The sequence below is a fragment of the Streptomyces sp. NPDC102467 genome (assembly GCF_044765445.1).
GTDB lineage: Bacteria > Actinomycetota > Actinomycetes > Streptomycetales > Streptomycetaceae > Streptomyces.
Window position 1 is genome coordinate 341,392 of record NZ_JBIWKA010000008.1, and the last position, 23,367, is coordinate 364,758.

At 70.5% G+C, this 23,367-nt stretch carries 21 protein-coding genes; 14 read left to right on the plus strand and 7 right to left on the minus strand.

All coding sequences use genetic code 11. The annotated features are described in order from the left end of the window. Positions 1-166: 166 nt before the first annotated feature. The 3 genes from ACIREE_RS19240 (at position 167) to ACIREE_RS19250 (ending at position 4,125) form a co-directional block, all read left to right on the plus strand. On the plus strand, positions 167-1,900 hold the full coding sequence (locus ACIREE_RS19240) for a molybdopterin molybdotransferase MoeA (protein ID WP_404153064.1): 1,734 nt from the start codon (positions 167-169) through the stop codon (positions 1,898-1,900). Further along, positions 1,897-2,994 (plus strand): potassium channel family protein, encoded by a 1,098-nt coding sequence (locus ACIREE_RS19245; protein ID WP_404153067.1) that lies wholly within the window; start codon positions 1,897-1,899, stop codon positions 2,992-2,994. Before ACIREE_RS19240 ends, ACIREE_RS19245 begins: the two co-directional genes overlap by 4 nt. 150 nt (positions 2,995-3,144) lie before the next feature. Continuing rightward, positions 3,145-4,125 (plus strand): NAD(P)H-quinone oxidoreductase, encoded by a 981-nt coding sequence (locus ACIREE_RS19250; protein WP_404153070.1) that lies wholly within the window; start codon positions 3,145-3,147, stop codon positions 4,123-4,125. A 31-nt stretch (positions 4,126-4,156) separates the two neighbouring features. On the opposite strand, the gene ACIREE_RS19255 is transcribed toward ACIREE_RS19250, so the two are convergent. Next, positions 4,157-4,939 (minus strand): hypothetical protein, encoded by a 783-nt coding sequence (locus ACIREE_RS19255; protein ID WP_404153073.1) that lies wholly within the window; start codon positions 4,937-4,939, stop codon positions 4,157-4,159. Positions 4,940-5,104: 165 nt separating this feature from the next. Between ACIREE_RS19255 and ACIREE_RS19260 the strand changes: the two genes are divergently transcribed. After that, complete coding sequence (locus tag ACIREE_RS19260) at positions 5,105-5,647, plus strand: bacterial proteasome activator family protein (protein ID WP_404153076.1); 543 nt, start codon at positions 5,105-5,107, stop codon at positions 5,645-5,647. Positions 5,648-5,844: 197 nt separating this feature from the next. On the opposite strand, the gene ACIREE_RS19265 is transcribed toward ACIREE_RS19260, so the two are convergent. Then, a complete protein-coding gene (locus ACIREE_RS19265) occupies positions 5,845-7,485 on the minus strand; it encodes a protein kinase (protein ID WP_404153079.1) in 1,641 nt (546 codons plus the stop codon). A 368-nt stretch (positions 7,486-7,853) separates the two neighbouring features. On the opposite strand from ACIREE_RS19265, the gene ACIREE_RS19270 reads away from it, so the two are divergent. Continuing rightward, entirely contained in the window at positions 7,854-9,440 is a 1,587-nt protein-coding gene (locus ACIREE_RS19270; RefSeq protein ID WP_404153082.1) for a protein kinase, read from the plus strand. Between the two features lie 34 nt (positions 9,441-9,474). Here the strand turns inward: ACIREE_RS19270 and ACIREE_RS19275 are convergent, their stop codons facing one another. Further along, the gene (locus ACIREE_RS19275) at positions 9,475-9,939 is read right to left on the minus strand and encodes a pyridoxamine 5'-phosphate oxidase family protein (RefSeq protein WP_404153085.1); all 465 of its coding nucleotides are present in this window, start codon (positions 9,937-9,939) and stop codon (positions 9,475-9,477) included. A 114-nt stretch (positions 9,940-10,053) separates the two neighbouring features. Beyond that, the gene (locus ACIREE_RS19280; RefSeq protein WP_404153088.1) at positions 10,054-10,722 is read right to left on the minus strand and encodes a response regulator; all 669 of its coding nucleotides are present in this window, start codon (positions 10,720-10,722) and stop codon (positions 10,054-10,056) included. Between the two features lie 391 nt (positions 10,723-11,113). Between ACIREE_RS19280 and pdhA the strand changes: the two genes are divergently transcribed. The 4 genes from pdhA (at position 11,114) to ACIREE_RS19300 (ending at position 15,097) form a co-directional block, all read left to right on the plus strand. Continuing rightward, a complete protein-coding gene (pdhA, locus tag ACIREE_RS19285) occupies positions 11,114-12,337 on the plus strand; it encodes a pyruvate dehydrogenase (acetyl-transferring) E1 component subunit alpha (protein ID WP_404153091.1) in 1,224 nt (407 codons plus the stop codon). Between the two features lie 3 nt (positions 12,338-12,340). Further along, positions 12,341-13,321, plus strand: coding sequence for an alpha-ketoacid dehydrogenase subunit beta (locus ACIREE_RS19290; protein WP_404153094.1), 981 nt, complete (start codon positions 12,341-12,343; stop codon positions 13,319-13,321). A 15-nt stretch (positions 13,322-13,336) separates the two neighbouring features. Continuing rightward, complete coding sequence (locus ACIREE_RS19295; protein WP_404153096.1) at positions 13,337-14,677, plus strand: dihydrolipoamide acetyltransferase family protein; 1,341 nt, start codon at positions 13,337-13,339, stop codon at positions 14,675-14,677. Positions 14,678-14,764: 87 nt separating this feature from the next. Then, a complete protein-coding gene (locus ACIREE_RS19300) occupies positions 14,765-15,097 on the plus strand; it encodes a hypothetical protein (RefSeq protein ID WP_404153099.1) in 333 nt (110 codons plus the stop codon). Here ACIREE_RS19300 and ACIREE_RS19305 read toward each other — a convergent pair. Next, positions 15,087-15,965, minus strand: coding sequence for a D-alanyl-D-alanine carboxypeptidase family protein (locus ACIREE_RS19305; protein WP_404153102.1), 879 nt, complete (start codon positions 15,963-15,965; stop codon positions 15,087-15,089). The genes ACIREE_RS19300 and ACIREE_RS19305 overlap by 11 nt on opposite strands. A 201-nt stretch (positions 15,966-16,166) precedes the next feature. Between ACIREE_RS19305 and ACIREE_RS19310 the strand changes: the two genes are divergently transcribed. Together ACIREE_RS19310 and ACIREE_RS19315 are read left to right on the plus strand one after the other, a co-directional pair. Continuing rightward, positions 16,167-16,850 (plus strand): GntR family transcriptional regulator, encoded by a 684-nt coding sequence (locus ACIREE_RS19310; RefSeq protein ID WP_404153105.1) that lies wholly within the window; start codon positions 16,167-16,169, stop codon positions 16,848-16,850. A 44-nt stretch (positions 16,851-16,894) separates the two neighbouring features. Then, a complete protein-coding gene (locus ACIREE_RS19315; protein WP_404153108.1) occupies positions 16,895-18,184 on the plus strand; it encodes a nitrate/nitrite transporter in 1,290 nt (429 codons plus the stop codon). 93 nt (positions 18,185-18,277) lie between these two features. On the opposite strand, the gene ACIREE_RS19320 is transcribed toward ACIREE_RS19315, so the two are convergent. Beyond that, the gene (locus ACIREE_RS19320; protein WP_404153111.1) at positions 18,278-19,102 is read right to left on the minus strand and encodes a maleylpyruvate isomerase family mycothiol-dependent enzyme; all 825 of its coding nucleotides are present in this window, start codon (positions 19,100-19,102) and stop codon (positions 18,278-18,280) included. Between the two features lie 181 nt (positions 19,103-19,283). Between ACIREE_RS19320 and ACIREE_RS19325 the strand changes: the two genes are divergently transcribed. Continuing rightward, entirely contained in the window at positions 19,284-20,117 is an 834-nt protein-coding gene (locus ACIREE_RS19325; RefSeq protein ID WP_404153113.1) for a carbon-nitrogen family hydrolase, read from the plus strand. A gap of 34 nt (positions 20,118-20,151) precedes the next feature. On the opposite strand, the gene ACIREE_RS19330 is transcribed toward ACIREE_RS19325, so the two are convergent. Further along, positions 20,152-20,649, minus strand: a complete 498-nt coding sequence (locus ACIREE_RS19330; RefSeq protein ID WP_404153116.1) for an LURP-one-related/scramblase family protein — start codon at positions 20,647-20,649, stop codon at positions 20,152-20,154. A 144-nt stretch (positions 20,650-20,793) separates the two neighbouring features. Between ACIREE_RS19330 and ACIREE_RS19335 the strand changes: the two genes are divergently transcribed. Both ACIREE_RS19335 and ACIREE_RS19340 read left to right on the plus strand, forming a co-directional pair. After that, positions 20,794-21,747: an SGNH/GDSL hydrolase family protein gene (locus ACIREE_RS19335; RefSeq protein WP_404153119.1), complete on the plus strand. Its 954-nt coding sequence runs from the start codon at positions 20,794-20,796 to the stop codon at positions 21,745-21,747. Positions 21,748-21,831: 84 nt separating this feature from the next. Then, a complete protein-coding gene (locus ACIREE_RS19340; RefSeq protein ID WP_404153122.1) occupies positions 21,832-23,340 on the plus strand; it encodes an FG-GAP-like repeat-containing protein in 1,509 nt (502 codons plus the stop codon). Positions 23,341-23,367 lie beyond the last annotated feature (27 nt).

Here is a 23,367-nt window from a genome sequence, read left to right on the forward strand (position 1 = left end):
CGAGTGACGCCCAGCCAAGTGGCGACGCCCAGCTCAGTGGCGACGCCAAGCCAAGTGACGACAAACCGGGCCACGCCAAGCCCAGTGGCGACGCCAAGCCGAGTGACACCGAACCGGGTGACGCCAAGCCGGGCGGCTACGCCCCCGGTGCGGGACGAGATGCGCAATGAGCGGCCCCGATGGGCGTGCGGCGCAGGCCGACCCCCTGGACGGTGACGTCGACGAGGCGCTCGCCCTGGCCAACGACAATCGTGGCGGCCCCAGGGCAGGCAGCGGCGCCCCCGCGCCCACCCCGCGGCAGACCCCGGCATCCCGGGCCCCCGCCCCGGACACCGAGCGGCACCGGGCGACGGCCTGGCCCGTGGCCCGTCGCGTCGCCCACGAGGCGGGCCGCCGCGCCGCGCGCCACCGCGCCGAGGCAGCCGATGCCCCCGAGCCCGTCATGGACACGGAACTTCCCTTCCCCGAAAGCCTGTTGACCGGCGGCCGGCCGGAGTCCCGCGCGCTCCCCCGGGGCACCGCCAGGGTTCCCCTCGACCGGGCGCTCGGTCTCGTGCTTGCCGCCCCGCTGACCGCCCTCACCGACCTGCCGTCCTTCGACACGTCCGCGATGGACGGCTGGGTCGTGGCGGGGCCGGGCCCCTGGGCCGTACGGGAGAAGGGCATCCTCGCCGGGCACGCGCAGCCCGCGCCGCTGGCCGACGGCGAGGCCGCGACGGTCGCGACCGGTGCGCGCATCCCTTCCGACACCACCGCCGTGATCCGCAGCGAGCACGGGCACACCGACGACAAAGGCCAGTTGCATCCGCTGCGCGCGGTCGCGCACGGCCAGGACATCCGGCAGCGCGGTCAGGAGTGCCGCAGCGGCGACCTGCTGCTGCCCGCGGGCGGCCTGATCACCCCGGCGGTCCTCGGTCTCGCGGCCGCGGCCGGCTACGACGAACTCGTCGCCGTTCCCCGTCCCCGGGCCGAAGTCCTCGTCCTGGGCGATGAGTTGCTGACCTCGGGCCTCCCCCGCGACGGCCTCATCCGCGACGCGCTCGGCCCGATGCTCCCGCACTGGCTGCGCGCGCTCGGCGTCGAGGTGACCGCCGTACGCAGGATCGGCGACGACGCGAAGGCGCTGCTCAAAGCCGTCCGGGGGTCCAAGGCGGACCTCGTCGTGACCACGGGCGGCACCGCGTCGGGCCCCGTCGACCACGTCCACCCCACGCTGCGTGCCCTCGACGCCGAGCTGCTCGTGGACGGAGTCGCGGTGCGCCCCGGCCATCCGATGCTGCTCGCCCGCATCAAGGACGGGCGGCACCTCGTGGGCCTGCCCGGTAATCCGCTGGCCGCGGTCTCCGGGCTGCTCACGCTCGCCGAGCCGCTGCTGCGGGCGCTCGCGGGCCGGGCCAGGGACGAGGAGCCGTACGGCGCTCCCCTGCACAGCGCCGTGCAGGGCCATCCGTACGACACCCGGCTCGTCCCCGTCGTGCTGCGTCAGGACAGCGACAGCGGGCACGACTGGGCGGTGCCGCTGCACTACAACGGCCCGGCCATGCTGCGCGGCATCGCCGCTGCCGACGGGCTCGCGGTCGTACCGCCCGGCGGGGCCCAGGAGGGGCAGGAGGTCGAGATCCTCGACCTGCCCTGGTCGTGGGGTCCGGCGACCGGCGGCTCCCTCGGCGCGCTCAACTCCCCCCTGAAGGCGACGGGAAGCGCGTCGCAGAGCCGTACGGAACAGGTACCCCGGCCGCCGATGGGTCAGGTACGACAGGACACCATGGGGCACGCGGCGCAGGACGACATGCAGAACCACCCGCAGGGCGGCACACAGAACGACCCGCAGCGCGACACACAGACCGGTATGGGGAACGCACCGGGCAACTCCCCGGGCGACGGAGGGTGTTTCACGTGAAACTGGCCGGCCATGACGCCATGGCGCGCCAAGCGGACGAGAAGACGACGACCTACCGGGTGAAGCTGCCCCGGCGGATCGTCCAGCGTCCGCTGCTCCAAGTCGCCCGCCGCGTGCTGATGGCTCTGGCCGTGCTCGTCCTCACGGCGCTCCTCGTCTGGTTCGACCGCGCCGGCTACAACGACAACTCCGACGGCAGCGTCGACCTCCTCGACGCCTTCTACTACGCGACCGTCACCCTCTCCACCACGGGCTACGGCGACATCACGCCGGTCAGTGACGGGGCGCGGCTCATCAACATCTTCCTCATCACGCCGCTGCGTGTGCTCTTCCTGATCATCCTGGTCGGCACCACGCTCGAAGTCCTCACCGAACGGACCCGGGAGGAATGGCGCCTGAACCGCTGGAGGTCCAACTTGCGTGACCACACTGTCGTCATCGGCTTCGGCACCAAGGGCCGCAGCGCGGTGGAGACCGTCTGCGCGACCGGTCTGAAGCCCGAGCAGGTCGTCGTGGTCGACCCCAGCAGCAAGGTCATCGAGGCGGCGAACAGCCTCGGATACGCGGGCGTCATGGGCGATGCGACGCGCAGCGATGTCCTGTGGCGGGCCGAGGTGCAGCGGGCCCGGAAGATCATCATCGCCACCCAGCGCGACGACACGGCGGTCCTGGTGACGCTCACCGCGCGGCAGCTGAACCGCAGCGCGAAGATCGTCGCCGCCGTGCGCGAGGAGGAGAACGCGCAGCTGCTGCGCCAGTCCGGCGCCGACGCCGTGATCACCAGCGCCAGTGCGGCGGGCCGACTGCTCGGTCTGTCGGTGCTCAGCCCGCACGCGGGCATGGTTCTGGAGGACCTCATCCAGAAGGGCAGCGGCCTCGATCTGGTCGAGCGCCCGGTGATAAAGGCCGAGGTCGGTCTGAAGCCGAAGGAGACGGAGGACCTGGTCGTGAGCGTCGTACGCGGACATCGTGTGCTCGGCTACGACGACAAGGCCATCGGGGGACTCCAGCTGACGGACCGGCTCATCACCATCGTGCGGGTCACGCCGACAACGCACGTCGCCCGGGACTCGAAGCCGCTGCCGCGCGACTGAGCCTTGTTCCCGTCCCCGGACTCGAAGCCACTGCCGCGCGACAGAGTTCCGGACTTGAGGCCACTGCCGCACGACAGAGTCCTGGACTCGAAGTCGCTGCCGCCGGACTGAACCGGGGTTCCTCGTACGTACGGGAGTAGCCTCGCGGCCATGTATGCGATCACGATCCCGGAACCCGGTGGACCCGAGGCGCTCGTCTGGACGGAGGTCCCCGACCCCGTGCCCGGCGAGGGCGAGGTCCTGGTCGAGGTGGTCTCCAGCGCCGTCAACCGTGCCGATCTGCTGCAGCGCCAGGGTTTCTACACCCCGCCGCCCGGCAGCTCTCCCTACCCCGGTCTTGAGTGCGCGGGCCGGATCGCCGAGGTCGGCCCCGGTGTGGCGGGCTGGTCCGTCGGTGACGAGGTGTGCGCGCTCCTCGTGGGCGGCGGGTACGCCGAGAAGGTCGCGGTGCCTGCCGGGCAGCTGCTGCCGGTGCCGAAGGGCATCGATCTGGCCAAGGCCGCCGCGCTGCCCGAGGTGACCTGCACCGTCTGGTCGAACGTCTTCATGATCGCCCACCTGCGTCCGGGCGAGACGTTCCTGGTGCACGGCGGCTCCAGCGGGATCGGCACCATGGCGATCCAGCTGGCGAAGTCCGTCGGCGCCAGGGTCGCCGTCACCGCCGGCACCAAGGAGAAGCTCGACTTCTGCGCCGAGCTGGGCGCGGACATCCTGATCAACTACCGCGAGCAGGACTTCGTGGAAGAGATCAGGGCGGCCACGGCCGGGTCCGGCGCCGACGTCATCCTCGACAACATGGGCGCCAAGTACCTGAACCGTAACGTCGACGCCCTCGCCACCAACGGCCGTCTCGCCATCATCGGGATGCAGGGCGGCGTCAAGGGTGAGCTGAACATCGGGACGTTGCTCGGCAAGCGCGGCGCCATCACCGCCACCACGCTGCGGGCCCGCCCGCTCGCGGAGAAGGCGGCCGTCGTCGCGGCGGTGCGGGAGCACGTCTGGCCGCTGATCGAGGGTGGGCACGTGCGGCCGATCGTGGATCAGGAGCTGCCGATGAGTGACGCGGCGCAGGGTCACCGGGTCCTGGAGGAGAGCGGCCACATCGGCAAGGTCCTTCTCACCCGGCAGTAGAGCCCGACAGGAGAACCCGACGGGCGGCGCCCTATCGGCGCAGCCGCAGCGCCAGGAAGCCGATGCCGAGGCCGGTCAGCAGCAGCCCCGCTCCCAGCGGCACGACATTCACCAGGGGTTCCGTCCCGCGCGCGGCCTCGGGCCGCTGCGCGGTGGCGGGCCGCTCGGGGCGGGGGGTCGGCGAGGCCGACGAGGCCGGCGACGCGGGATCGGACGGCTCGGGCCGCGTGGGAGGCGGGGGCAGCGCGGCATCGTCGTAGGTCGGGATGGACAGCGGTCGCCCCGGCGGGGTCCGGCCCACGCCCGCCCGGCTCCCGGCGAGCGAACCGTGCGGCGAGGGCTCAACGACGTACGACGCCACGGGGACCGACCGGTACACCACGGGGACCGACCGGTACGCCACCGCCCCGTACGCCACAGGCGCCAACCCGTACGCCACAGGCGCCAACCCGTACGCCACGGGCGCCGACCCGTAAGCCACGGGGGCCGCCCCGTACGCCACGGGCGCCGACCCGTACGCCACGGGCGCCGACCCGTAAGCCACGGGCGCCGCCCCGTACGCCACGGGCGCCACCCCGTAAGCCACAGGCGCCACCCCGTAAGCCACGGGCGCCGACCCGTAAGCCACGGGCGCCGCCCCGTACGCCACGGGCGCCGCCCCGTAAGCCACCCGCGCCAACCCGTACGCCACCCGCGCCGACCCGTACGCCACAGGAATCGTGGGAAGCGCGGCGTACGCCGCAGGGGCCGGGCCGGGCAGGACGAGTGCGAGCCCGCTCACCACAAGCCCGGCCGCCCACCGAAGCCGCCGCATGCCCGTCCCCCCTTGCTCCCGTCCGCTTCCACCCAATGGCTGCGATAAGCCTTACATAGGCCAATAAAACGGGCACGCCGGATTTCGACCCGCTCCAGCACGGTGGATCAACCCGCAACGGGGGCACCACCGAGGTGTGACAGGCCCGTACGAGAGAATGGCGGCATGGAGATGCCGAGGAACGAACGGTCGCCGGAGAACCCCCAAATCCTGGTCGTGGGCCAGGACGGAATGGCTCTGGGCGGCGGCGGAGACGACGAATCCCGCGAGGTCCCGGTGACGGAGATGGTGGAACAGCCCGCCAAGGTGATGCGCATCGGCAGCATGATCAAGCAGCTGCTGGAAGAAGTGCGCGCGGCTCCCCTGGACGAGGCGAGCCGGCAGCGGCTCAAGGAGATCCACGCCAGCTCGGTCAAGGAGCTCGAGGACGGTCTCGCGCCCGAGCTCGTCGAGGAGCTGGAGCGGATCTCCCTGCCGTTCACCGAGGACACGACCCCGAGCGATGCCGAACTGCGCATCGCGCAGGCCCAGTTGGTCGGCTGGCTGGAGGGCCTCTTCCACGGGATCCAGACGACGCTGTTCGCCCAGCAGATGGCGGCCCGCGCCCAGCTGGAGCAGATGCGCCGTGCGCTGCCGCCCGGTGTCGGCGGCGACGACGAGGACGAGGATCCGAGGACCGTGGGCCGCTCGGGGGGCCCGTACCTGTAGCCGGTTCGGCGGGAGACGGATCGAGCGAGGGCCCGGCAATGGATGCCGGGCCCTCGCTCTGTGCTGTCGCGGCTGTCCTGTGCGGAGGTGTTCCACGTCTCGGAGGCGCCGCTCCCCGTTGTCATGAGCACAGTGAATTCGCTCGCATGCGGGGTGCGAGGCAGGACGCGGGCGCGGCGCAAGGCAACACGGTGGGGTCAGCCGGGCGGGTTGCCCGTCGAGACCTGGAGCTGGATCTTCACGCCGTCCGGATCGATCTCGGTGCCCGCGACGGGGCTCTGGTTCATGACCGAGCCTTCGCCGTACGTGTTCTCGTCGACGGGGTTGTCGTCGGCGATCCATCCCGCGGCCCGGAAACAAGCCTTCACGGAGTCGATGTTCTTGAGGTAGAAGTCCGGGACCTTGATCTTGTTCTCGTCGTTGCTGCCGAGCTCCGGCTCGACGCACTCGTCCGTCTCGATGGTCTTCGTCAGGTCGGGCCCCTTGTGCCCGGCGACCGCGGACGTGGACGGCTTGTCGGAGCCGCCCTTCTCGTCGCCCTTGCCGTTCAGCGTCAGGGCCGTGATCAGGCCGCCGACGGCGACGAGCGCGACGACGATCGAGCCGATGATCACCGCCTTGTTGCGGCCCCCGCCCCCCGGGCCCTGCATGTTCGTCGCCGGCTGGGGCGCCTGGTTGTACGGCGGCGGGGTGTGGCCCTGGGTCGCGTAAGGGGAGACGGGCGGCGGCGTCTGGTAGCCGCCCTGCATGCCCTGCTGCGGGTAGCCGTACCCGGCCTGCGGCTGCTGCGGCGGCGTCCCGTAGGGGTACGGCTGGGGCGTCGGCTGGTACGGCGTCTGGACCGGGCCGGTGTGTACCGGCGCCCCGCTCTGGTCGATCGGCGGGAAGACGGTGGAGCCCACGCCCGCGCCGCTCGACGTCTGGGCGCCCGCCACGATGCTGGGGGCGGCAGGGGCGAGCGACTGCGCCACCCGCAGGCACTCGTCGCGCATCGACTCCGCGCTCGGGAAACGCTCGTTCGGGTTCTTCTTCAGCGCGCGGGCGACGAGCGCGTCGATGGCGGGCGGCAGCGCGCGGTTGATCGAGGACGGAGCCACCGGCTCCTCCTGGACGTGCGCGTACGCGATGGCCAGCGGTGAGTCCGCCTCGAACGGCAGCCGCCCGGTGGTCAGTTGGAAGAGCATGATGCCGACCGAGTAGAGGTCGGAGCGGGCGTCCACGCCGCGCCCCAGGGCCTGTTCGGGCGACAGGTACTGCGGGGTGCCGACGACCATGCCGGTCTGTGTCATCGACGTGACGCCGGACTGCATGGCGCGGGCGATGCCGAAGTCCATGACCTTGACGACGCCCCGCTTGGTCATCATCACGTTGCCGGGCTTGATGTCGCGGTGCACCAGGCCCATCTCGTGGCTGATCTCCAGCGCCGCGAGCACATCGGCGGTGATCTTCAGGGCCTTGTCGGCGGGCATGGCGCCGTGCTGGCGCACATCCTGGTCGAGTACGGAGCCCAGCGGGAGCCCCTCGACGTACTCCATGACGATGTACGGGGTGATGATCCCGTCGAGGTCGTCCTCGCCGGAGTCGTAGACCGAGACGATGTTCGTGTGCGTGAGCTTGGCCACGGACATGGCCTCGCGCTGGAAGCGCTGACGGAACGCGTCTTCCCGCCCGAGTTCCGTGTGCAAAGTCTTGATGGCGACGGCGCGGTCGAGCCGGGTGTCGTGCGCGAGGTGCACGGACGCCATGCCGCCCTGGCCGAGCAGGTCACGCAGTTGGTACCGCCCGCCGGCCACGGACCGACCCGCGTACCGGCCCCCGACGCCGCCGTCTTGGCTCATCTTCTACGTCCCCCATAGCGCCCCGCGTCGGCGCGGCCGGTGATCGAACTCAAGCATTCCCGGCCAAGTCTGCCCGAGGGCGCGGGCACGTCAAGCTCGATGCCCGTTCCGTGACCGTACGGGCAAGAAGAGTCGCGCAAGCGTTACCGGAAATGGTCATGGGCCGGGTACGGAAATTGCGCGGACGATTTGCAAGGTCCGCACGGCAACGGGTTTGATGTCCGGTCCATCTCGGAACGGGGCCGCGGTCGAAGCCTGTAGCGTGGCCCGACGGAGACCGTACTTTCACAACCGCGCGTACTCCGACGCAGCGATCCGACAGCGGCGCGGCGATCCGACAGCACGGACAGAAACGACGGCGAGGACTGATGTCACAGCAGCAGCGCGCTCAGGGCCCGTCCGACCCCGAGGCGACTGGCGGCGGTATGTCAGACGCGCCGGAGTTGTGGGGCAACGGCGGGCTCGTCGGCGACGGTCGATACCGGATGACGCACAGACTCGGCCGGGGCGGCATGGCCGAGGTGTTCGCGGCCGAGGACGTACGCCTCGGGCGCACCGTCGCCGTCAAGCTGCTCCGCTCCGACCTCGCGGAGGACCCGGTCTCCAAGGCCCGCTTCACGCGTGAGGCGCAGTCCGTCGCGGGCCTGAACCACCACGCTGTCGTCGCGGTCTACGACTCCGGTGAGGACTACGTGAACGGCGCCACCGTTCCGTACATCGTCATGGAGCTCGTCGAGGGCCGCACCATCCGCGACCTCCTGCTGAACGCGGAGGCGCCGGGCCCCGAGCAGGCCCTGATCATCGTCTCCGGTGTCCTTGAGGCGCTCGCCTACTCGCATCAGCACGGCATCGTGCACCGCGACATCAAGCCCGCGAACGTGATCATCACCAACACCGGCGCGGTGAAGGTGATGGACTTCGGCATCGCGCGCGCCCTGCACGGTGCGCAGTCCACGATGACGCAGACCGGCATGGTCATGGGCACGCCCCAGTACCTGTCGCCGGAGCAGGCCCTCGGCAAGGCCGTCGACCACCGCTCCGACCTGTACGCGACCGGCTGTCTGCTCTATGAACTCCTCGCGCTGCGGCCCCCGTTCACCGGGGAGACGCCGCTGTCGGTCGTCTACCAGCACGTCCAGGACACTCCGGTGCCGCCTTCCGAGGTCTCGGACGCGACGCCGCCGGAGCTGGACGGTCTCGTCATGCGCTCCCTCGCCAAGGACCCGGACGACCGGTTCCAGACGGCCGAGGAGATGCGCGGGCTCGTCCAGTACGGCCTGACGATGCTGTACGAGCAGGGCGGCCACACCGGCACCTGGAACACCGGGCCGGTCACCGCCGCCATGCACGAGGGCGGCAGCACCCCGGCGATGGGCATGGCCGGCACCACCGCGCTGCCGCACCCCGGGGACTACGGCACGGCCGCGCAGCCGATGCTGCGTCCGCCGGGCGGCGACGACGGTGGCTTCGACGGGCACGGGAACGGCGGCGGTCGCGGCCGCGGCAAGCTGTGGATCTTCGCGGTGCTCGCGGTGATCGCGATCGCGGCGGGCGTCGCCCTGGCGCTCAACATGGGCAACGGCAACGGTGGCGGGGGCGGCACCAAGCACTCCCCGTCCGCGACCCAGTCCGAGACGAAGGACGAGCCGAGCAAGTCGTCCGAGGAGAGCGCGACCGAGAGCGAGACGCAGCAGCCGGGCGACGGCTCGGGCGGTCAGGGCGACTACACGCCGTCGTACACGGAGACCCGGGGCAACCAGACGCCCACGCAGTCGACGACGGACCAGCCGACCGACGATCCGACCGACGATCCGACGGACCCGGGCACGCCCACGGAGTCCGACCCGCAGACCACACCCCCGACGCCCACCACGCCGGCCGACGGCGGCAGCGACAACGGTGGCGGTGACAACGGCGGCTCCGGTGTCGTGGCCGGCACCGGCGGGGACAACTGACCGGGCCCGATCCGGACGACAGGCCAGAAGAGCGCTAGCGGCGCCGCACCCGCACCCGGGGGGCGCGCTGTGCCGAGCCGCCCCGCAGTTCGTGCACCGTGACGAACTGCGGGTCGACGCGCAGATAGACCGGGTCGAAGAGTTCGTCGTCCGCGAAGTGCGGGGCCGGCCCGAAGAGCTCGAGTTCGGCGGTGGTCGGCTCGACCTGCTCGCAGGTGCCGACGCACTGCACCGACCACTGGTCGTCGCGCTCGGCGTCCCCGGGGGCCGGGTTGCCCAGGTTGTCCGCCCCGTACGCGACGACGCTGCCGACGCAGGCCAGGTGGTAGCCGTAGCCGCGGTGCAGGCGCAGCACGAGCCGCCCGTCGACCACGATGTGGCGGGCGGAGGCGAGGAAGGGCAGGGCGCGCATGCTGGTCGCCACCCGGCCGTAGTTCACGCGGGCGAGCAGCTCGAAGCCGCGCTCGGGATCCTGCGACTGCTGCGTCTCGGAGGGCATGTCATCACTGTGCGATGCCGACGGGGTGCCGGAAAAGAGGATCCTGCCCCCAGCGCGCGGGACGTTGGTCCCTTGTCAGCGGGCACCCGGGTGAATACGCGGTCGGTGCTGCGGTCAGTGCTGCTTCTGCTTCTCGGCCTGCATACGTGCCACGTAGGCCGCGGCCTGCGAGCGGCGCTCCATGCCGAGCTTGGACAGGAGGCTGGAGACGTAGTTCTTGATCGTCTTCTCGGCGAGGTGGAGGCGCTCGCCGATCACGCGGTTGGTCAGGCCCTCGCCGATCAGGTCGAGGATCTTGCGCTCCTGGTCGGTGAGGCCCGAGAGCCGGTCGTCGTCCTTGCTGCGGCCGCCGTCGCGCAGCCGCTCCAGGACCCGGGCGGTGGCCACCGGGTCGAGCAGCGAGCGGCCCGCGGCCACGTCCCGTACGGCCGTGAGCAGCTCGTTGCCCCTGATCGCCTTCAGTACGTAGCCGGACGCGCCGGCCATGATCGCGTCGAAGAGGGCCTCGTCGTCCGCGAACGAGGTCAGCATCAGGCACTGGATCGAATCGTCCTGGGAGCGGATCTCCCGGCACACCTCGACGCCGCTGCCGTCCGGCAGGCGCACGTCGAGCACGGCGACGTCGGGCCTGGTCGCGGGGATGCGCACCAGGGCGTCGGCGGCCGTTCCGGCCTCACCGACCACTTCGATGTCGGCCTCCATCGAGAGCAGCTCGTGGACCCCACGGCGCACCACTTCGTGGTCGTCGAGGAGAAATACCGTAATTTTTCCGTCTTCGCGCACGGATTCAGTCTCACACATCGGCTCTTCCCGTGCCCTAGGTGACCGGGATAACGTGCCGGTGTTCCAGCCCCCTGCCAGGCTGTGACCAGGGATCAGTCGCACAGCTGTGACCTGCGGCGCTTCATAAACTTTGCGTGTACTAGGAAATCCAATCAACGAGTTAGTTGGAAATCCAAGCAAAAACGCAGGTCAGATGGGGTTTCGCAGATGTGTGACCCACTGGGTAACGTGCTGGGTGAAGGGTGCCGCCGGAGCACAGGTTCTTAATCGTTCTTTCTAGTCACGCCTGAACCCGGCTCCACCGCACCCACCCCGTGCGTGGACGGATCAGGCGAGCCGAGCCGACTGGCCATCCGGCAATCCCGGGGGCCGGACCGACGGAGGAGCACACGTGACCGTAGACAGTGCGGACAGCACTGCCGCAGCGCAGAAGGCACAGCAGCCGCGCAAGCGCGCTGCCGCGAAGAAGCCTGCGAAGAAGTCTGTGAAGACATCCCCCGGCAGGGCCGTCGCGCCTGCGCAGCCGGAGCTGGTCCAGCTGCTGAGCCCCGAGGGCGAGCGCGTCAGGACGCCGGAGAACGCGGTGTACGACGCCTACGTCGACGGCATCACCGACGGCGAGCTGCGCGACCTGTACCGCGACATGGTCCTCACCCGCCGCTTCGACGCCGAGGCCACCGCTCTGCAGCGCCAGGGCGAGCTGGGCCTGTGGGCGTCGCTGCTCGGTCAGGAGGCCGCCCAGATCGGCTCGGGACGGGCCACCCGCGAGGACGACTACGTCTTCCCGACCTACCGCGAGCACGGCGTCGCCTGGTGCCGCGGGGTCGACCCGACGAATCTGCTCGGCATGTTCCGCGGCGTGAACCACGGCGGCTGGGACCCGAACAGCAACAACTTCCACCTGTACACGATCGTCATCGGCTCGCAGGCGCTGCACGCGACGGGCTATGCGATGGGCGTCGCGAAGGACGGCGCGGACTCGGCGGTCATCGCGTACTTCGGTGACGGCGCGTCCAGCCAGGGTGACGTCCTGGAGTCCTTCAACTTCGGTGCCGTGTACAACGCGCCGGTGGTGTTCTTCTGCCAGAACAACCAGTGGGCGATCTCCGAGCCGACCGAGCGTCAGATGCGTGTGCCGCTGTACCAGCGCGCGCAGGGCTTCGGTTTCCCCGGCGTCCGGGTGGACGGCAACGACGTGCTCGCCTGCCTCGCGGTGACCCGGTGGGCCCTGGAGCGGGCGCGCAACGGCGAGGGCCCGACCCTGGTCGAGGCGTTCACGTACCGGATGGGCGCGCACACCACCTCCGACGACCCGTCGAAGTACCGGGCCGACGAGGAGCGCGTCGCGTGGGAGGCGAAGGACCCGATCCTTCGCCTGCGCACGTACCTCGAGTCCCAAACCGACACGGATGAGGGATTTTTCGCGGAACTCGACGCCGAGAGCGAGGCGTTGGGCAAGCGAGTGCGCGAAGTCGTACGGGCCATGCCGAACCCGGGCCACCTGGCGATCTTCGAGAACGTGTATGCGGACGGGCACGCACTCGTCGACGAGGAGCGCGCGCAGTTCGTCGCCTACCAGGCGTCGTTCGCCGACGAAGCGGCTGGGGAGGCCTGAGTCATGGCGGTACAGAAACTTCCGATCGCCAAGGCGATCAACGAGTCGCTGCGGACAGCGTTGGAGAACGACCCGAAGGTCCTCGTCATGGGCGAGGACGTCGGCGTGCTCGGCGGTGTCTTCCGGGTGACCGACGGTCTGCTGAAGGACTTCGGCGAGGAGCGGGTCATCGACACCCCGCTCGCCGAGTCCGGCATCGTCGGCACCGCGATCGGCCTGGCCCTGCGCGGCTACCGTCCGGTCGTGGAGATCCAGTTCGACGGCTTCGTCTTTCCCGCGTACGACCAGATCGTCACGCAGCTCGCGAAGATGCACGCCCGCGCGCTCGGCAAGATCAAGACGCCGGTCGTCATCCGGATCCCGTACGGCGGCGGCATCGGCGCGGTCGAGCACCACAGCGAGTCCCCCGAGGCGCTGTTCGCGCACGTGCCCGGGCTGAAGGTGGTCTCCCCCTCGAACTCCTCGGACGCGTACTGGATGCTCCAGCAGGCCATCCAGAGCGACGACCCGGTGATCTTCTTCGAGCCGAAGCGGCGCTACTGGGACAAGGGCGAGGTCGACACGGAGGCCGTCCCCGGTGACCTGCACAAGGCCGTCGTGGCGCGGGAGGGCACGGATCTGACGCTCGTCGCCTACGGGCCGATGGTGAAGGTCTGCCTGGAGGCCGCGGCCGCCGCCGCGGAGGAGGGCAAGTCGCTGGAGGTCCTCGACCTGCGCTCGATCTCGCCGATGGACTTCGACGCCGTACAGAAGTCGGTGGAGAAGACGCGGCACCTGGTCGTCGCGCACGAGGCGTCCGTCTTCCTCGGGTCCGGTGCCGAGATCGCCGCGCGGATCACCGAGCGGTGCTTCTACCACCTGGAGGCGCCCGTGCTGCGGGTCGGCGGGTACCACGCGCCGTATCCGCCGGCGCGGCTGGAGGACGAGTACCTGCCGGGTCTCGACCGGGTGCTCGACGCCGTCGACCGTTCGCTGGCGTACTGAGAGGGGTTGAGAGTCATGGCGCGCGAATTCAAGATGCCCGACGTGGGCGAAGGCCTGACCGAGGCCGAGATCCTCAAGTGGTACGTGCAGCCCGGCGACACCGTCGAGGACGGGCAGGTCGTGTGTGAGGTGGAGACGGCGAAGGCGGCCGTCGAGCTGCCGATCCCGTTCGACGGTGTGGTCAAGGAGCTGCGGTTCCCCGAGGGCACGACCGTCGATGTCGGCCAGGTGATCATCGCGGTGGACGTGGCGGGGGACGCTCCGGCGCCGGAACCGGAGGCGGTGGCCGACGCCGCGCCTGCGGAGGAGGCCGAGCCGCAGGGGCGTCAGCCCGTGCTCGTCGGCTACGGCGTCGCCGAGACGTCGACCAAGCGGCGGGCCCGCAAGGGCGCCGAGGTACCGGCCAACGGGACGGCGGCCCCGGCCGTCGCGCAGCGGCCGCTCGCCAAGCCGCCCGTGCGCAAGCTCGCCAGGGACCTCGGGGTCGACCTCACCACGGTGATTCCGTCGCACCCCGACGGGATCATCTCGCGCGAGGACGTGCACGCCGCGGTGGCGCCCGCGCCCGAGGTCCCGGCGCAGAGCCCGGCGCCGGCCCCGGTGTCGGCTCCCGTGCCGGCGGCGCCCGCGGCGTCGTACGACGGCGTCCGCGAGACCCGGATCCCGGTCAAGGGCGTCCGTAAGGCGACGGCCCAGGCGATGATCGGTTCGGCGTTCACCGCGCCGCACGTCACGGAGTTCGTGACGGTCGACGTGACGCGCACGATGAAGCTCGTCGAGGAGCTGAAGGCCGACAAGGACATGCAGGGGCTGCGGGTCAATCCGCTGCTGCTCATCTCCAAGGCGCTGCTCGTCGCGATCAAGCGCAACCCCGAGGTCAACGCGGCCTGGGACGAGGGCCACGACGGAAAAGCCGAGATCGTCCAGAAGCACTACGTGAATCTGGGCATCGCGGCGGCGACGCCGCGCGGTCTGATCGTGCCGAACATCAAGGACGCCCAGGCGAAGACGCTGCCCGAACTGGCGACATCGCTCGGCGAGTTGGTGTCCACCGCGCGGGAGGGCAGGACGTCTCCGGGCGCGATGCAGGGTGGCACAGTCACCATCACGAACGTCGGTGTCTTCGGCATCGACACCGGCACGCCGATCCTGAACCCGGGCGAATCGGCGATCCTCGCCGTCGGCGCCATCAAGCTCCAGCCCTGGGTCCACAAGGGCAAGGTGAAGCCGCGTCAGGTGACGACGCTGGCGCTCTCCTTCGACCACCGCCTGGTGGACGGGGAGCTCGGGTCGAAGGTGCTCGCGGATGTGGCGGCCGTGCTGGAGCGGCCCAAGCGTCTGATCACCTGGAGCTGAGCCGCTCAATCCCCCGGGGACCCGCCAGAAGGACCCAGTGGGCAAGGGCCGCCGCACACGAAAGTGCGGCGGCCTTTCACCCTTGCTGTGAGAACCGGAGCGGGAGAGCCGATCCTGAGTACGTACACCATGCCCACCTGCGACGCGACGAATGAGCTCCTGGAGTTCATCGTGGATCGCATGGTCGCGGAGCTGGGGCTCTCGCGGGCCGAGGCCGTCGCGCGGATCAACCGGCAGTGGCACGGCCAGGACCTGTCCGGCGAGGACGACATCGTCCTCCACGAGGACGAGCGGTTCTGGGCGCTCACGATCTACTACGAGGACGTCCCGGACTGGAGCGCGGAAGCGGACCGCGCCTGGTGGGTTCCCAAGGCGCCGCCCGCTCCCGACTCCGTGTACTGGACCGCGGCTACTTCTTGAAGCCGTAGTCCATGAGCTTCTTGGCGTCCGACGTGCGGGCGTTGACCGACGTCGACTTCAGGACCGTGCCGATCACCGTCTTGCCGCTCCTCGTCGCCGCGAAGACCAGGCAGTAGCCGGCCTCCGGGCCCGAGCCGGTCTTCACACCGATGGCGCCGGAGTACGAACCGAGCAGCGTGTTGGTGTTCGACCACGACATGGTGCGGTAGCCACCGGACTTCGTCGTGACCTTCTGCTTCGTCGACTTGGTCTTGACGACCGAGCGGAACGTGGCGTTCTTCATCGCCGACGAGGCGATCTTCGTGAGGTCACGCGGCGTCGAGTAGTTCTTGCCGTTGCCGATGCCGTCGAACGAGTCGAAGTGGGTGTTCTTCAGACCCAGGTCGGTGGCGGACTTGTTCATCTTGCCGAGGAAGGACTTCACGCGGGCGGCCCGCGTGGAGCCCGAGCCGAACTTGTCCGCCAGCGCGTACGCCGCGTCGCAGCCCGACGGCAGCATCAGCCCGTAGAGGAGCTGACGCACGGTGACCTTGTCGCCGACGATCAGCCGGGCCGACGAGGCGTTGTTCTTCACTATGTAGTCGCTGTACGCCTTCTGGACAGTGACCTTGGAATTCAGGTTGAGATTCTTGGTCGCCAGCACCACCTTGGCCGTCATGATCTTGGTGGTGGAGCCGGTGGACCGGCGGGTGTCCGCGGCCTTGGTGAACAGGGACTTGCCCGTCCCGTTGTTCATCACGAACCCGCCGGCGGCGGCGATCTTGGGTACGGCCGGTGCCGAGGCGGCCTGCGCGGAGGTGGCCAGAGCTCCGCTGGTGAGCACGGTTCCCGCGACGAGAACAGCGATGCCCGTTATGCGATTCTTCAAGTTGAACGCTCCAAGTGCCCCTAATGCGCCGCCCCTTGGGCGGGACGGGCACACTGATGAGACACCTGAAGCGGGTGGGGGGTTGCACGGCTGCTGCGAAAAACTCGGACGAGTGACAGCGGGTGACGCCGGCGTGACGGTAAGCGTCTTGAATGGTGGACGTGGCCCGGCTTGCGTACGTGTTGTATCTATGATGTGCGCATGCCCTCGACCGTCACCGAAAAGCGTGCCGAAGCACGTGCCACCGAAAAGCCTCCGCCCGCGGCCGTCCGCGTCTACGACCATGTGAAGCGCGGCGTGCTCGAACGCCGTTACGAGGGCGGGACGCTGCTCACCGAGGGCGAGCTCGCCGAGGCCGTCGGAGTGTCCCGCACACCGGTGCGCGAGGCGCTGCTCAAGCTGGAGGTCGAGGGGCTGCTGCGGCTCTACCCGAAGAAGGGCGCCCTCGTGCTGCCCGTCTCGGCGCAGGAGATCGCGGACGTCGTGGAGACCCGGCTGCTCGTCGAGGAGCACGCGGTGCGCAAGGCCGTCCCGGCGCAGCCGTGGCTCATCGAGCGCCTGGAGGAGTTCCTGGAGACCCAGCGCACCCAGGCCGCCGCCGGCGAGTTCGTGGACGCCGCCGCCACCGACCGCTGCTTCCACGCGGAGATCGTCCGCAGCGGCGGCAACGCGATCCTCTCCCGGCTCTACGACCAGCTGCGCGACCGGCAACTGAGGATGGGCGTCGCCGTGATGCACTCCCACCCCGACCGGATCGCCAAGACCCTCGCCGAGCACGGCGAACTCCTCGACGCGCTGCGCGCCGGGGACGTGGAGGCGGCGGTGGCCGTGGTGCGGCGGCACGTGGGCTGGTTCCAGAGTCTGGCGCGGGGTGACGTGCGATGAGTTCCGCCTCCTCGGGCGCCCCGGGTTCATCAGGGGCCGCGGCCATGTCCCTGCCCGGAGACCCGCCCGGCGGCCGCCGCGCGATCGCCGTGTGGTGCATCGGCGTCGCCGTCTACTTCGTCGCCGTGATCTTCCGTACGTCGCTGGGTGTGGCGGGGCTCGACGCCGTCGAGCGGTTCCACATCAACGCGTCCGCACTCTCCACCTTCTCGATCCTCCAGCTGCTCGTGTACGCGGGCATGCAGATACCCGTCGGCCTGATGGTCGACCGACTCGGCACGAAGAAGGTGCTGACGTTCGGCGTGGTCCTGTTCACCATCGGACAGCTGGGCTTCGCGTTCTCGTCGTCGTACGGGATGGCGCTCGCCTCGCGCGCGCTGCTCGGCTGCGGTGACGCCATGACCTTCATCAGCGTGCTGCGGCTCGGCACGCGCTGGTTCCCCGCGCGGCGCGGGCCGATGGTCGCGCAGCTCGCCGGACTCGCCGGCATGGCGGGCAACCTCGTCTCCACGCTGGTCATCGCGCGCCTGCTGCACGGGGTCGGCTGGGAGGCCGCGTTCGCGGGCAGCGCGCTCGCGGGTGTCCTCGTCCTGGTGCTGATGCTGCTGTTCCTCAAGGACCACCCCGAGGGGTTCGAACCGGCGCCGATGCCGACCACGCACAAGGGCGCCGCCTATGTGCGCGGGCAGATCGCGGCGGCCTGGCGGGAGCCGGGGACGCGGCTCGGGCTGTGGGTGCACTTCACGACACAGTTCCCGGCGATGGTGTTCCTGCTGCTGTGGGGGCTGCCGTTCCTCGTCGAGGCGCAGGGACTCTCGCGCGGTACCGCGGGCGAGATGCTGACGCTCGTGGTGCTTGCCAACATGGTGGTCGGGCTCGTCTACGGGCAGATCGTGGCGCGGCACCACACGGCGCGGCTGCCGCTGGCGCTCGGCACGGTCGGGGCGACGGCCCTGCTGTGGGCGGCGCCGATCGCCTGGCCGGGACAGTCGCCGATGTGGCTGCTCGTGGTGATGTGCGTGGTGCTCGGGGCGTGCGGGCCCGCGTCGATGATCGGGTTCGACTTCGCGCGGCCCGCGAATCCGCCGGAGCGGCAGGGGACCGGGTCCGGGATCGTCAACATGGGCGGGTTCATCGCCTCGATGACGACGCTGCTGGCGGTGGGGGTGCTGCTCGACGCCACCGGCGACAATTACCGGGTCGCGTTCTCGGCGGTGTACGTCTTGCAGGCGGTCGGGGTCAGCCAGATTCTGCGCCTGCGCAGGCGCGCCGCTCGGGCCGAGCGGGAGCGGGTTGTGGCTTCCCGGGTGGCTTCGGTGCACGTTCCCGCTTGAGCGGGGCGCGGCGGGGGTCGGGCTCGGGCCCGCCGGGGCGGGGCGCGGGCGCGGGCAGATCGGCCGGGGCGGTGACGAGGTTGCCCGGGGGCATTACGGCGTAATGCGCAGCCCCGCGATGATCGCCGCCGCCAGGTCCGTGTCGCCCTCCGCCTTGATGCGGTCCGCCATCGCCTCCGGGGTGACGCGGCCGCAGGACAGGCGTACGTACGTCTCCCAGTCCATGGCCAGCGTCGCCGCCGGGCCCAGCGAGGGGGCGCCGTCGATCGTGCCCTTGCCGTCGGCGTCGACGCGGACCGTGCGCAGGAATTCGACGGGGCCGTGCACGTCGAAGACGATCGCCGAGCTCGCGGGGGCGCCCGCGTCCTTCGCGACGATCTTGGGCAGGGCCTCCAGGAGCAGGTCGCGCGTGACGTACGCGCCCGGCGAGTCGAGGTTGCCGGGGCGGCCGAGGGCCCAGCGCAGGTCCTGCTCGTGCGCCCAGATGTCGAACGCCCGCCTGCGCATGGCGAATTCGAGGGTCTCCTCGACGGCGCGCGGGCCGCGCACCGTGGCTCCGGGCTCCCGGCTCTCGTTGCGCAGCTGACGCGAGCGGCGGATGACCGTGTACTCCAGCTCGGAGACCATCTCCGGCGCCGTGTGGTGGCGGCGGACGTCGACCTGCACCTCCTGGTAGCGCTGCGCCTCGGTCTGTACGTGATAGAGGTCGCGCGGCAGCGTGTGGATCGGCCGGGGGTCGCCGAGCATTTCGCAGTCGACGCCGATGACATGGGACACGACGTCGCGCACCGACCAGCCGGGGCAGGGTGTCGCGCGGCTCCACTCACCCTCCGTGAGCGGTGTCACCAGCTCGGATATCGCTTCCACGGAGTGGGTCCAGGCGTCGGCGTAGGACTGAAGGCTGGGGTGGAGACTCACGGAAGGGGACCCCTCGAGCGGTGTGGGACACGGGCGGTGAAATAGGCGGCGGGCGCGGGCACTGGGTGTCTTGGAACGTTAAGTTACGCTGCCCCGAGGCACCCCTGCAGTGCTTTCGTGTGACGATCGTAGGGCTGTTGTTGACGTTAGCCGACGGCTCGAATGCCAGGACGGTGGTAGTGTGCGCGCCTCCCTCATCCAGATCGCGGTAAACGACAACAAAGATGCCAAAGACGCCAAAGACGCCAAAGCCGCCGAATCGGTCAACGCGCGTCGGGAGCGCGTGAGTTCGCTGGTGCGTGATCAAGCCGGTTCCGCGGATCTCGTCGTGCTGCCCGAGCTGTGGACGACCGGCGCCTTCGCGTACGAGCTCTTCGCGGACGAGGCCGAGCCGCTCGAGGGCCCGACCTTCCAGGCGATGGCCAAGGCGGCGAACGACGCGGGCGTGTGGCTGCACGCCGGCTCGATTCCGGAGAGGGACCCCGAGGGCCCCCTCTACAACACCTCGCTCGTCTTCTCCCCCGACGGCGAACTCGCCGCTGCCTACCGCAAGATCCACCGCTTCGGTTTCGACAAGGGCGAGGCCGTGCTGATGAGCGCGGGCGACGAACTGGTGACCGTAAAGCTGCCGGAGACCGTCCTCGGCGTCAGCACCTGCTACGACCTGCGCTTCCCCGAGCTGTACCGCGGCCTCGTCGACCGGGGCGCCGAGACCCTCGTCGTCGCCGCCGGCTGGCCGGAGCGGCGCCGCTCCCACTGGACGCTGCTCGCGCAGGCGCGCGCCGTGGAGAACCAGGCGTACGTGCTGGCCTGCGGGAGCGCGGGGACGCACGCCGGGGTCCCCCAGGCGGGGCACAGCATCGTCGTCGACCCGTGGGGCGAGGTCCTCGCCGAGGCGGGCGCCGGGGAAGAGGTGCTGCGGGTGGAGTTCGACCCGGCGCGGGTCGGGACCACCCGGGAGCAGTTCCCGGCGCTGAAGGACCGGTTGCTGGGACTCGACCCGCCGCGACGGTGATCCGAGGGGCGGGGCGGGACCCGGACAGCGTGCTTCAGTCGACGACCCCCCGTTCCTTCTCCGCGAGATGGATGACGCAGACCGCGACAGCGATGATCAGGGCCGGATCGGCGTCCTCGCGGACCACGTTCACGCCGTAGGTGTCGCGCACCCGCAGCCAGCGGCGGGAGATCTCCGCGAGGAGTTCACCCTCGTACTCGACGGCGAACTCGCGGTCCAGGATCCGGCCGCTGACGTCGAGTTCGGTGCCGTCGATCAGCTCCACCCGGTAGTGGTTGCGCAGCAGCGACAGCCGTTTGCGCTTGATCTTGGCGAGCTGTTCGTCGCCGCGCTCGACGACCATCGTGTCGCGCAGGGCGAACATCTTCTCGTGGATGTCGATGAGGACACGTCCGTCGGGCCCCTTCAGCTCGAAGGTGTCCCGCAGATGCATCGCCTTGCCGTCGACGAGGAACGCCTTGTGGCCGTTCTCGTCCTCGATCCAGTAGTCCTCGCCGATGGCGAAGAGCCGTTCTCGTACTTCGTAGCGCATACGTCGATGAGTGCCCGGAAGCCGCCGCCCGGACGCTCCTGACGCCCGGGCGGGTGAAAACGGCGGGAAGTCGGTGCGCCTGCGCGCCGCAGGGTGAGTGGATGCGGAGAGACCGTCACCCACTGTGCCCGGAGGCTCCGTCCCGTGCGACACCGTTCCCGCCGACTCCTCGCCGCCGCGCTCGCGGCCCTGCCCCTGCTGCTCGCGCCGCCCGCGTCCTCGTCCGCCACGGATCATGCGGGCCCGCGCTATCGGGAGTACGCCGCGCTTGGCGACTCCTGGAGCGCCGATGTCACGCCGGTCGACATCCAGACCGACCAGGCGCCGAGCGGCTGCGCGCAGTCGGCGTGGAACTATCCGCGCCAGGTCGCCGCGGCCCTGAAGGTGCCGTCGTTCAAGGACGCCACGTGCGGCGCCGCGACCTCCGGACACGTACGGGCCGCGCAGGACGTGTCCTACCTGTCGGGCCGGCTCGACGGGGTCAACAAGCCGCAGATCAGCCGGGTCTCGAAGAGGACCGACCTGGTCACGTTCGGGTTCGGCGGCAACGACGTCGGGCTCGCGCGCGCGGCCGTCGGCTGCTTCAACCTGTTGCCGTCCATGAAGGTGCTGCCAGGACTGCCCGCGCCGCTCGGCGGGGAGTGCAGGGCGGGCTGGGTGAAGCGGGACGGGACCGATCTGATGTCGCAGCGGATCGCGCAGGCCGAACCGAAGATCGTCCGGGCGGTCCAGGACGTGCGGGCGGCCGCCGCCCCGGGCGCGACCGTGCTCGTCGTCGACTATCTCGCCGGGGTCTCCGCCGACCACGGCTGCTACCCCTACGTGCAGGCCCACGACGGTGACCTGATGTGGATCGGCGCGAAGCTCAAGGAACTGGACGCGATGCTCCGGTCGGCGGCGAAGAAGGCGGGCGCCGGGTACGTCGACAGTTACCGCGGCAGCGTCGGGCACGACGTGTGCCAGAAGCCGGGAACCAAATGGGTCGAGGGCTTCGTACCGCTGTCCACCGACCCGCAGGGGCTTGCCGTGCCCCTGCACCCGAACCGTCTCGGCGCCGCCCACCAGGCCCGGAGCGTGCTCAACGCCCTGCGCAAATAGATCAGTTCGCCGATATGTGCAACCGCCAACGGTGTTTGTGGGTCTTGTGTGGTGGACGTGACCTTACGACCGAAGGAACAGCTCATGTCGAGCGCACGACGCCCCTCTGTCCGCAGTAGCCGGCTCACCGCCCCGCTGATCGCCGCAACCCTGATCGCGGGCGGTGCCGCCGCCCTCTCCCTCGCACCGGGCGCCTCGGCCGCCCCCGTGGGCAAGGCCGCCCCGGCCGACGACTTCAACGGCGACGGCTACGCCGACCTCGTCGCGGGCGCGCCCGGCGGCACCATCTCCGGCAAGGCGCAGGCCGGCTATGTCGCCGTGACCTACGGCTCGGCGAACGGCCTGAGCGCGTCCAACAAGAAGCTGATCAGCCGCTCCACCACCGGCGTGCCCGGCTCGGCCGTCGCCAAGGAGAAGTTCGGCACCTACGTCTCCAAGGGCGACCTCGACGGGGACGGCTTCAGCGACCTCGTCATAGGCAGCGACAAGGCGACGACCGGCGCGGTCGTCCTGTGGGGCTCGGCCTCCGGCCTGACCGGCGGCACCAGCATCGCCACGTACGGCAAGTCCCCGCAGATCGGCGACTTCGACGGCGACGGCAAGGCCGACCTGGCCCTCCTCGCCGACCTGAGCGGCTACGGCGACGACCCCGAGGCCGAGAAGGCCGCCCTGTGGAAGGGCCCGATCTCCCGCGCCGGCGCCCCGGCCGCGAAGCTGAACTTCATGGACAAGTCCGAGTGGTACGGCTACGGCGCGGACGACGCGACCTGCGTCGACGACGAGTACGGCTGTGTCGACGGCCCGTCCTCCACGACCGGCCCGGTGACCTTCAAGGCGGTCGGCGACGTCAACGGCGACGGCCGCGACGACATGGCCCTGCGCGCCTACAACGGCGACGGCATGTGGAACAACACCGTCCTGTACGGCAGCGCGACCGGCTTCACGCGCGGCGTGGCCGACGACACCCAGGGCGAGCTGGCCCTCGGTGACGTGAACGGCGACGGCAAGGACGACCTCGTCATCGGCTCCGACCCCGCGGAGTCCGACATCGGCGAGACGAACCAGAAGGTCAGCATCACGTACGGCACGGCGGACGGCCTCGTGGGCGCCAAGACGCAGACCTTCGACCAGAGCCTGCCCGGCTTCTACGGCGCTCAGGAGGACGGCGACCGCCTCGGTTCCTGCGTCTCCGTCGCCGACGTCACGGGCGACGGCAAGGCGGAGGTCGCCCTCGGCATCTCCGGCGAGGACCTCGGCGACAAGACGGACGCGGGCTCGATCGCGCTGCTGCACGGCACCGCCGACGGCGTGACCGGCACCGGCTCCCAGGTCCTCAACCAGGGCTCGGCGAACGTGCCCGGCGCCAACGAGTCGGACGACCAGTTCGGCTCCGGCTGCCAGCTGCTCGACGTCAACGGTGACGGAACCCGCGACCTCGCCGTCTCCGCGACCGGCGAGAACGCGCAGGAAGGTGCCGTCTGGTCCTTCCCGGGCACCGCGACCGGCGTGACCGCGACCGGCTCGATCGCCTTCAACCCGACAGACCTGGCCGCCCCGGCCCCCAAGGCCCTCCTCGGCAACCCGCTCCGCTAGAACGGACCGAGGGCCTGCCCGACGCCG

Coding starts and splice junctions, on each gene's coding strand:
- ACIREE_RS19240 (WP_404153064.1), top strand. CDS start 167: ATGAGCGGCCCCGATGGGCGTGCGGCGCAGGCCGACCCCCTGGACGGT.
- ACIREE_RS19250 (WP_404153070.1), top strand. CDS start 3,145: ATGTATGCGATCACGATCCCGGAACCCGGTGGACCCGAGGCGCTCGTC.
- ACIREE_RS19255 (WP_404153073.1), bottom strand. CDS start 4,939: ATGCGGCGGCTTCGGTGGGCGGCCGGGCTTGTGGTGAGCGGGCTCGCA.
- ACIREE_RS19260 (WP_404153076.1), top strand. CDS start 5,105: ATGGAGATGCCGAGGAACGAACGGTCGCCGGAGAACCCCCAAATCCTG.
- ACIREE_RS19265 (WP_404153079.1), bottom strand. CDS start 7,485: ATGAGCCAAGACGGCGGCGTCGGGGGCCGGTACGCGGGTCGGTCCGTG.
- ACIREE_RS19270 (WP_404153082.1), top strand. CDS start 7,854: ATGTCACAGCAGCAGCGCGCTCAGGGCCCGTCCGACCCCGAGGCGACT.
- ACIREE_RS19275 (WP_404153085.1), bottom strand. CDS start 9,939: ATGCCCTCCGAGACGCAGCAGTCGCAGGATCCCGAGCGCGGCTTCGAG.
- ACIREE_RS19290 (WP_404153094.1), top strand. CDS start 12,341: ATGGCGGTACAGAAACTTCCGATCGCCAAGGCGATCAACGAGTCGCTG.
- ACIREE_RS19295 (WP_404153096.1), top strand. CDS start 13,337: ATGGCGCGCGAATTCAAGATGCCCGACGTGGGCGAAGGCCTGACCGAG.
- ACIREE_RS19310 (WP_404153105.1), top strand. CDS start 16,167: ATGCCCTCGACCGTCACCGAAAAGCGTGCCGAAGCACGTGCCACCGAA.
- ACIREE_RS19315 (WP_404153108.1), top strand. CDS start 16,895: ATGTCCCTGCCCGGAGACCCGCCCGGCGGCCGCCGCGCGATCGCCGTG.
- ACIREE_RS19330 (WP_404153116.1), bottom strand. CDS start 20,649: ATGCGCTACGAAGTACGAGAACGGCTCTTCGCCATCGGCGAGGACTAC.
- ACIREE_RS19340 (WP_404153122.1), top strand. CDS start 21,832: ATGTCGAGCGCACGACGCCCCTCTGTCCGCAGTAGCCGGCTCACCGCC.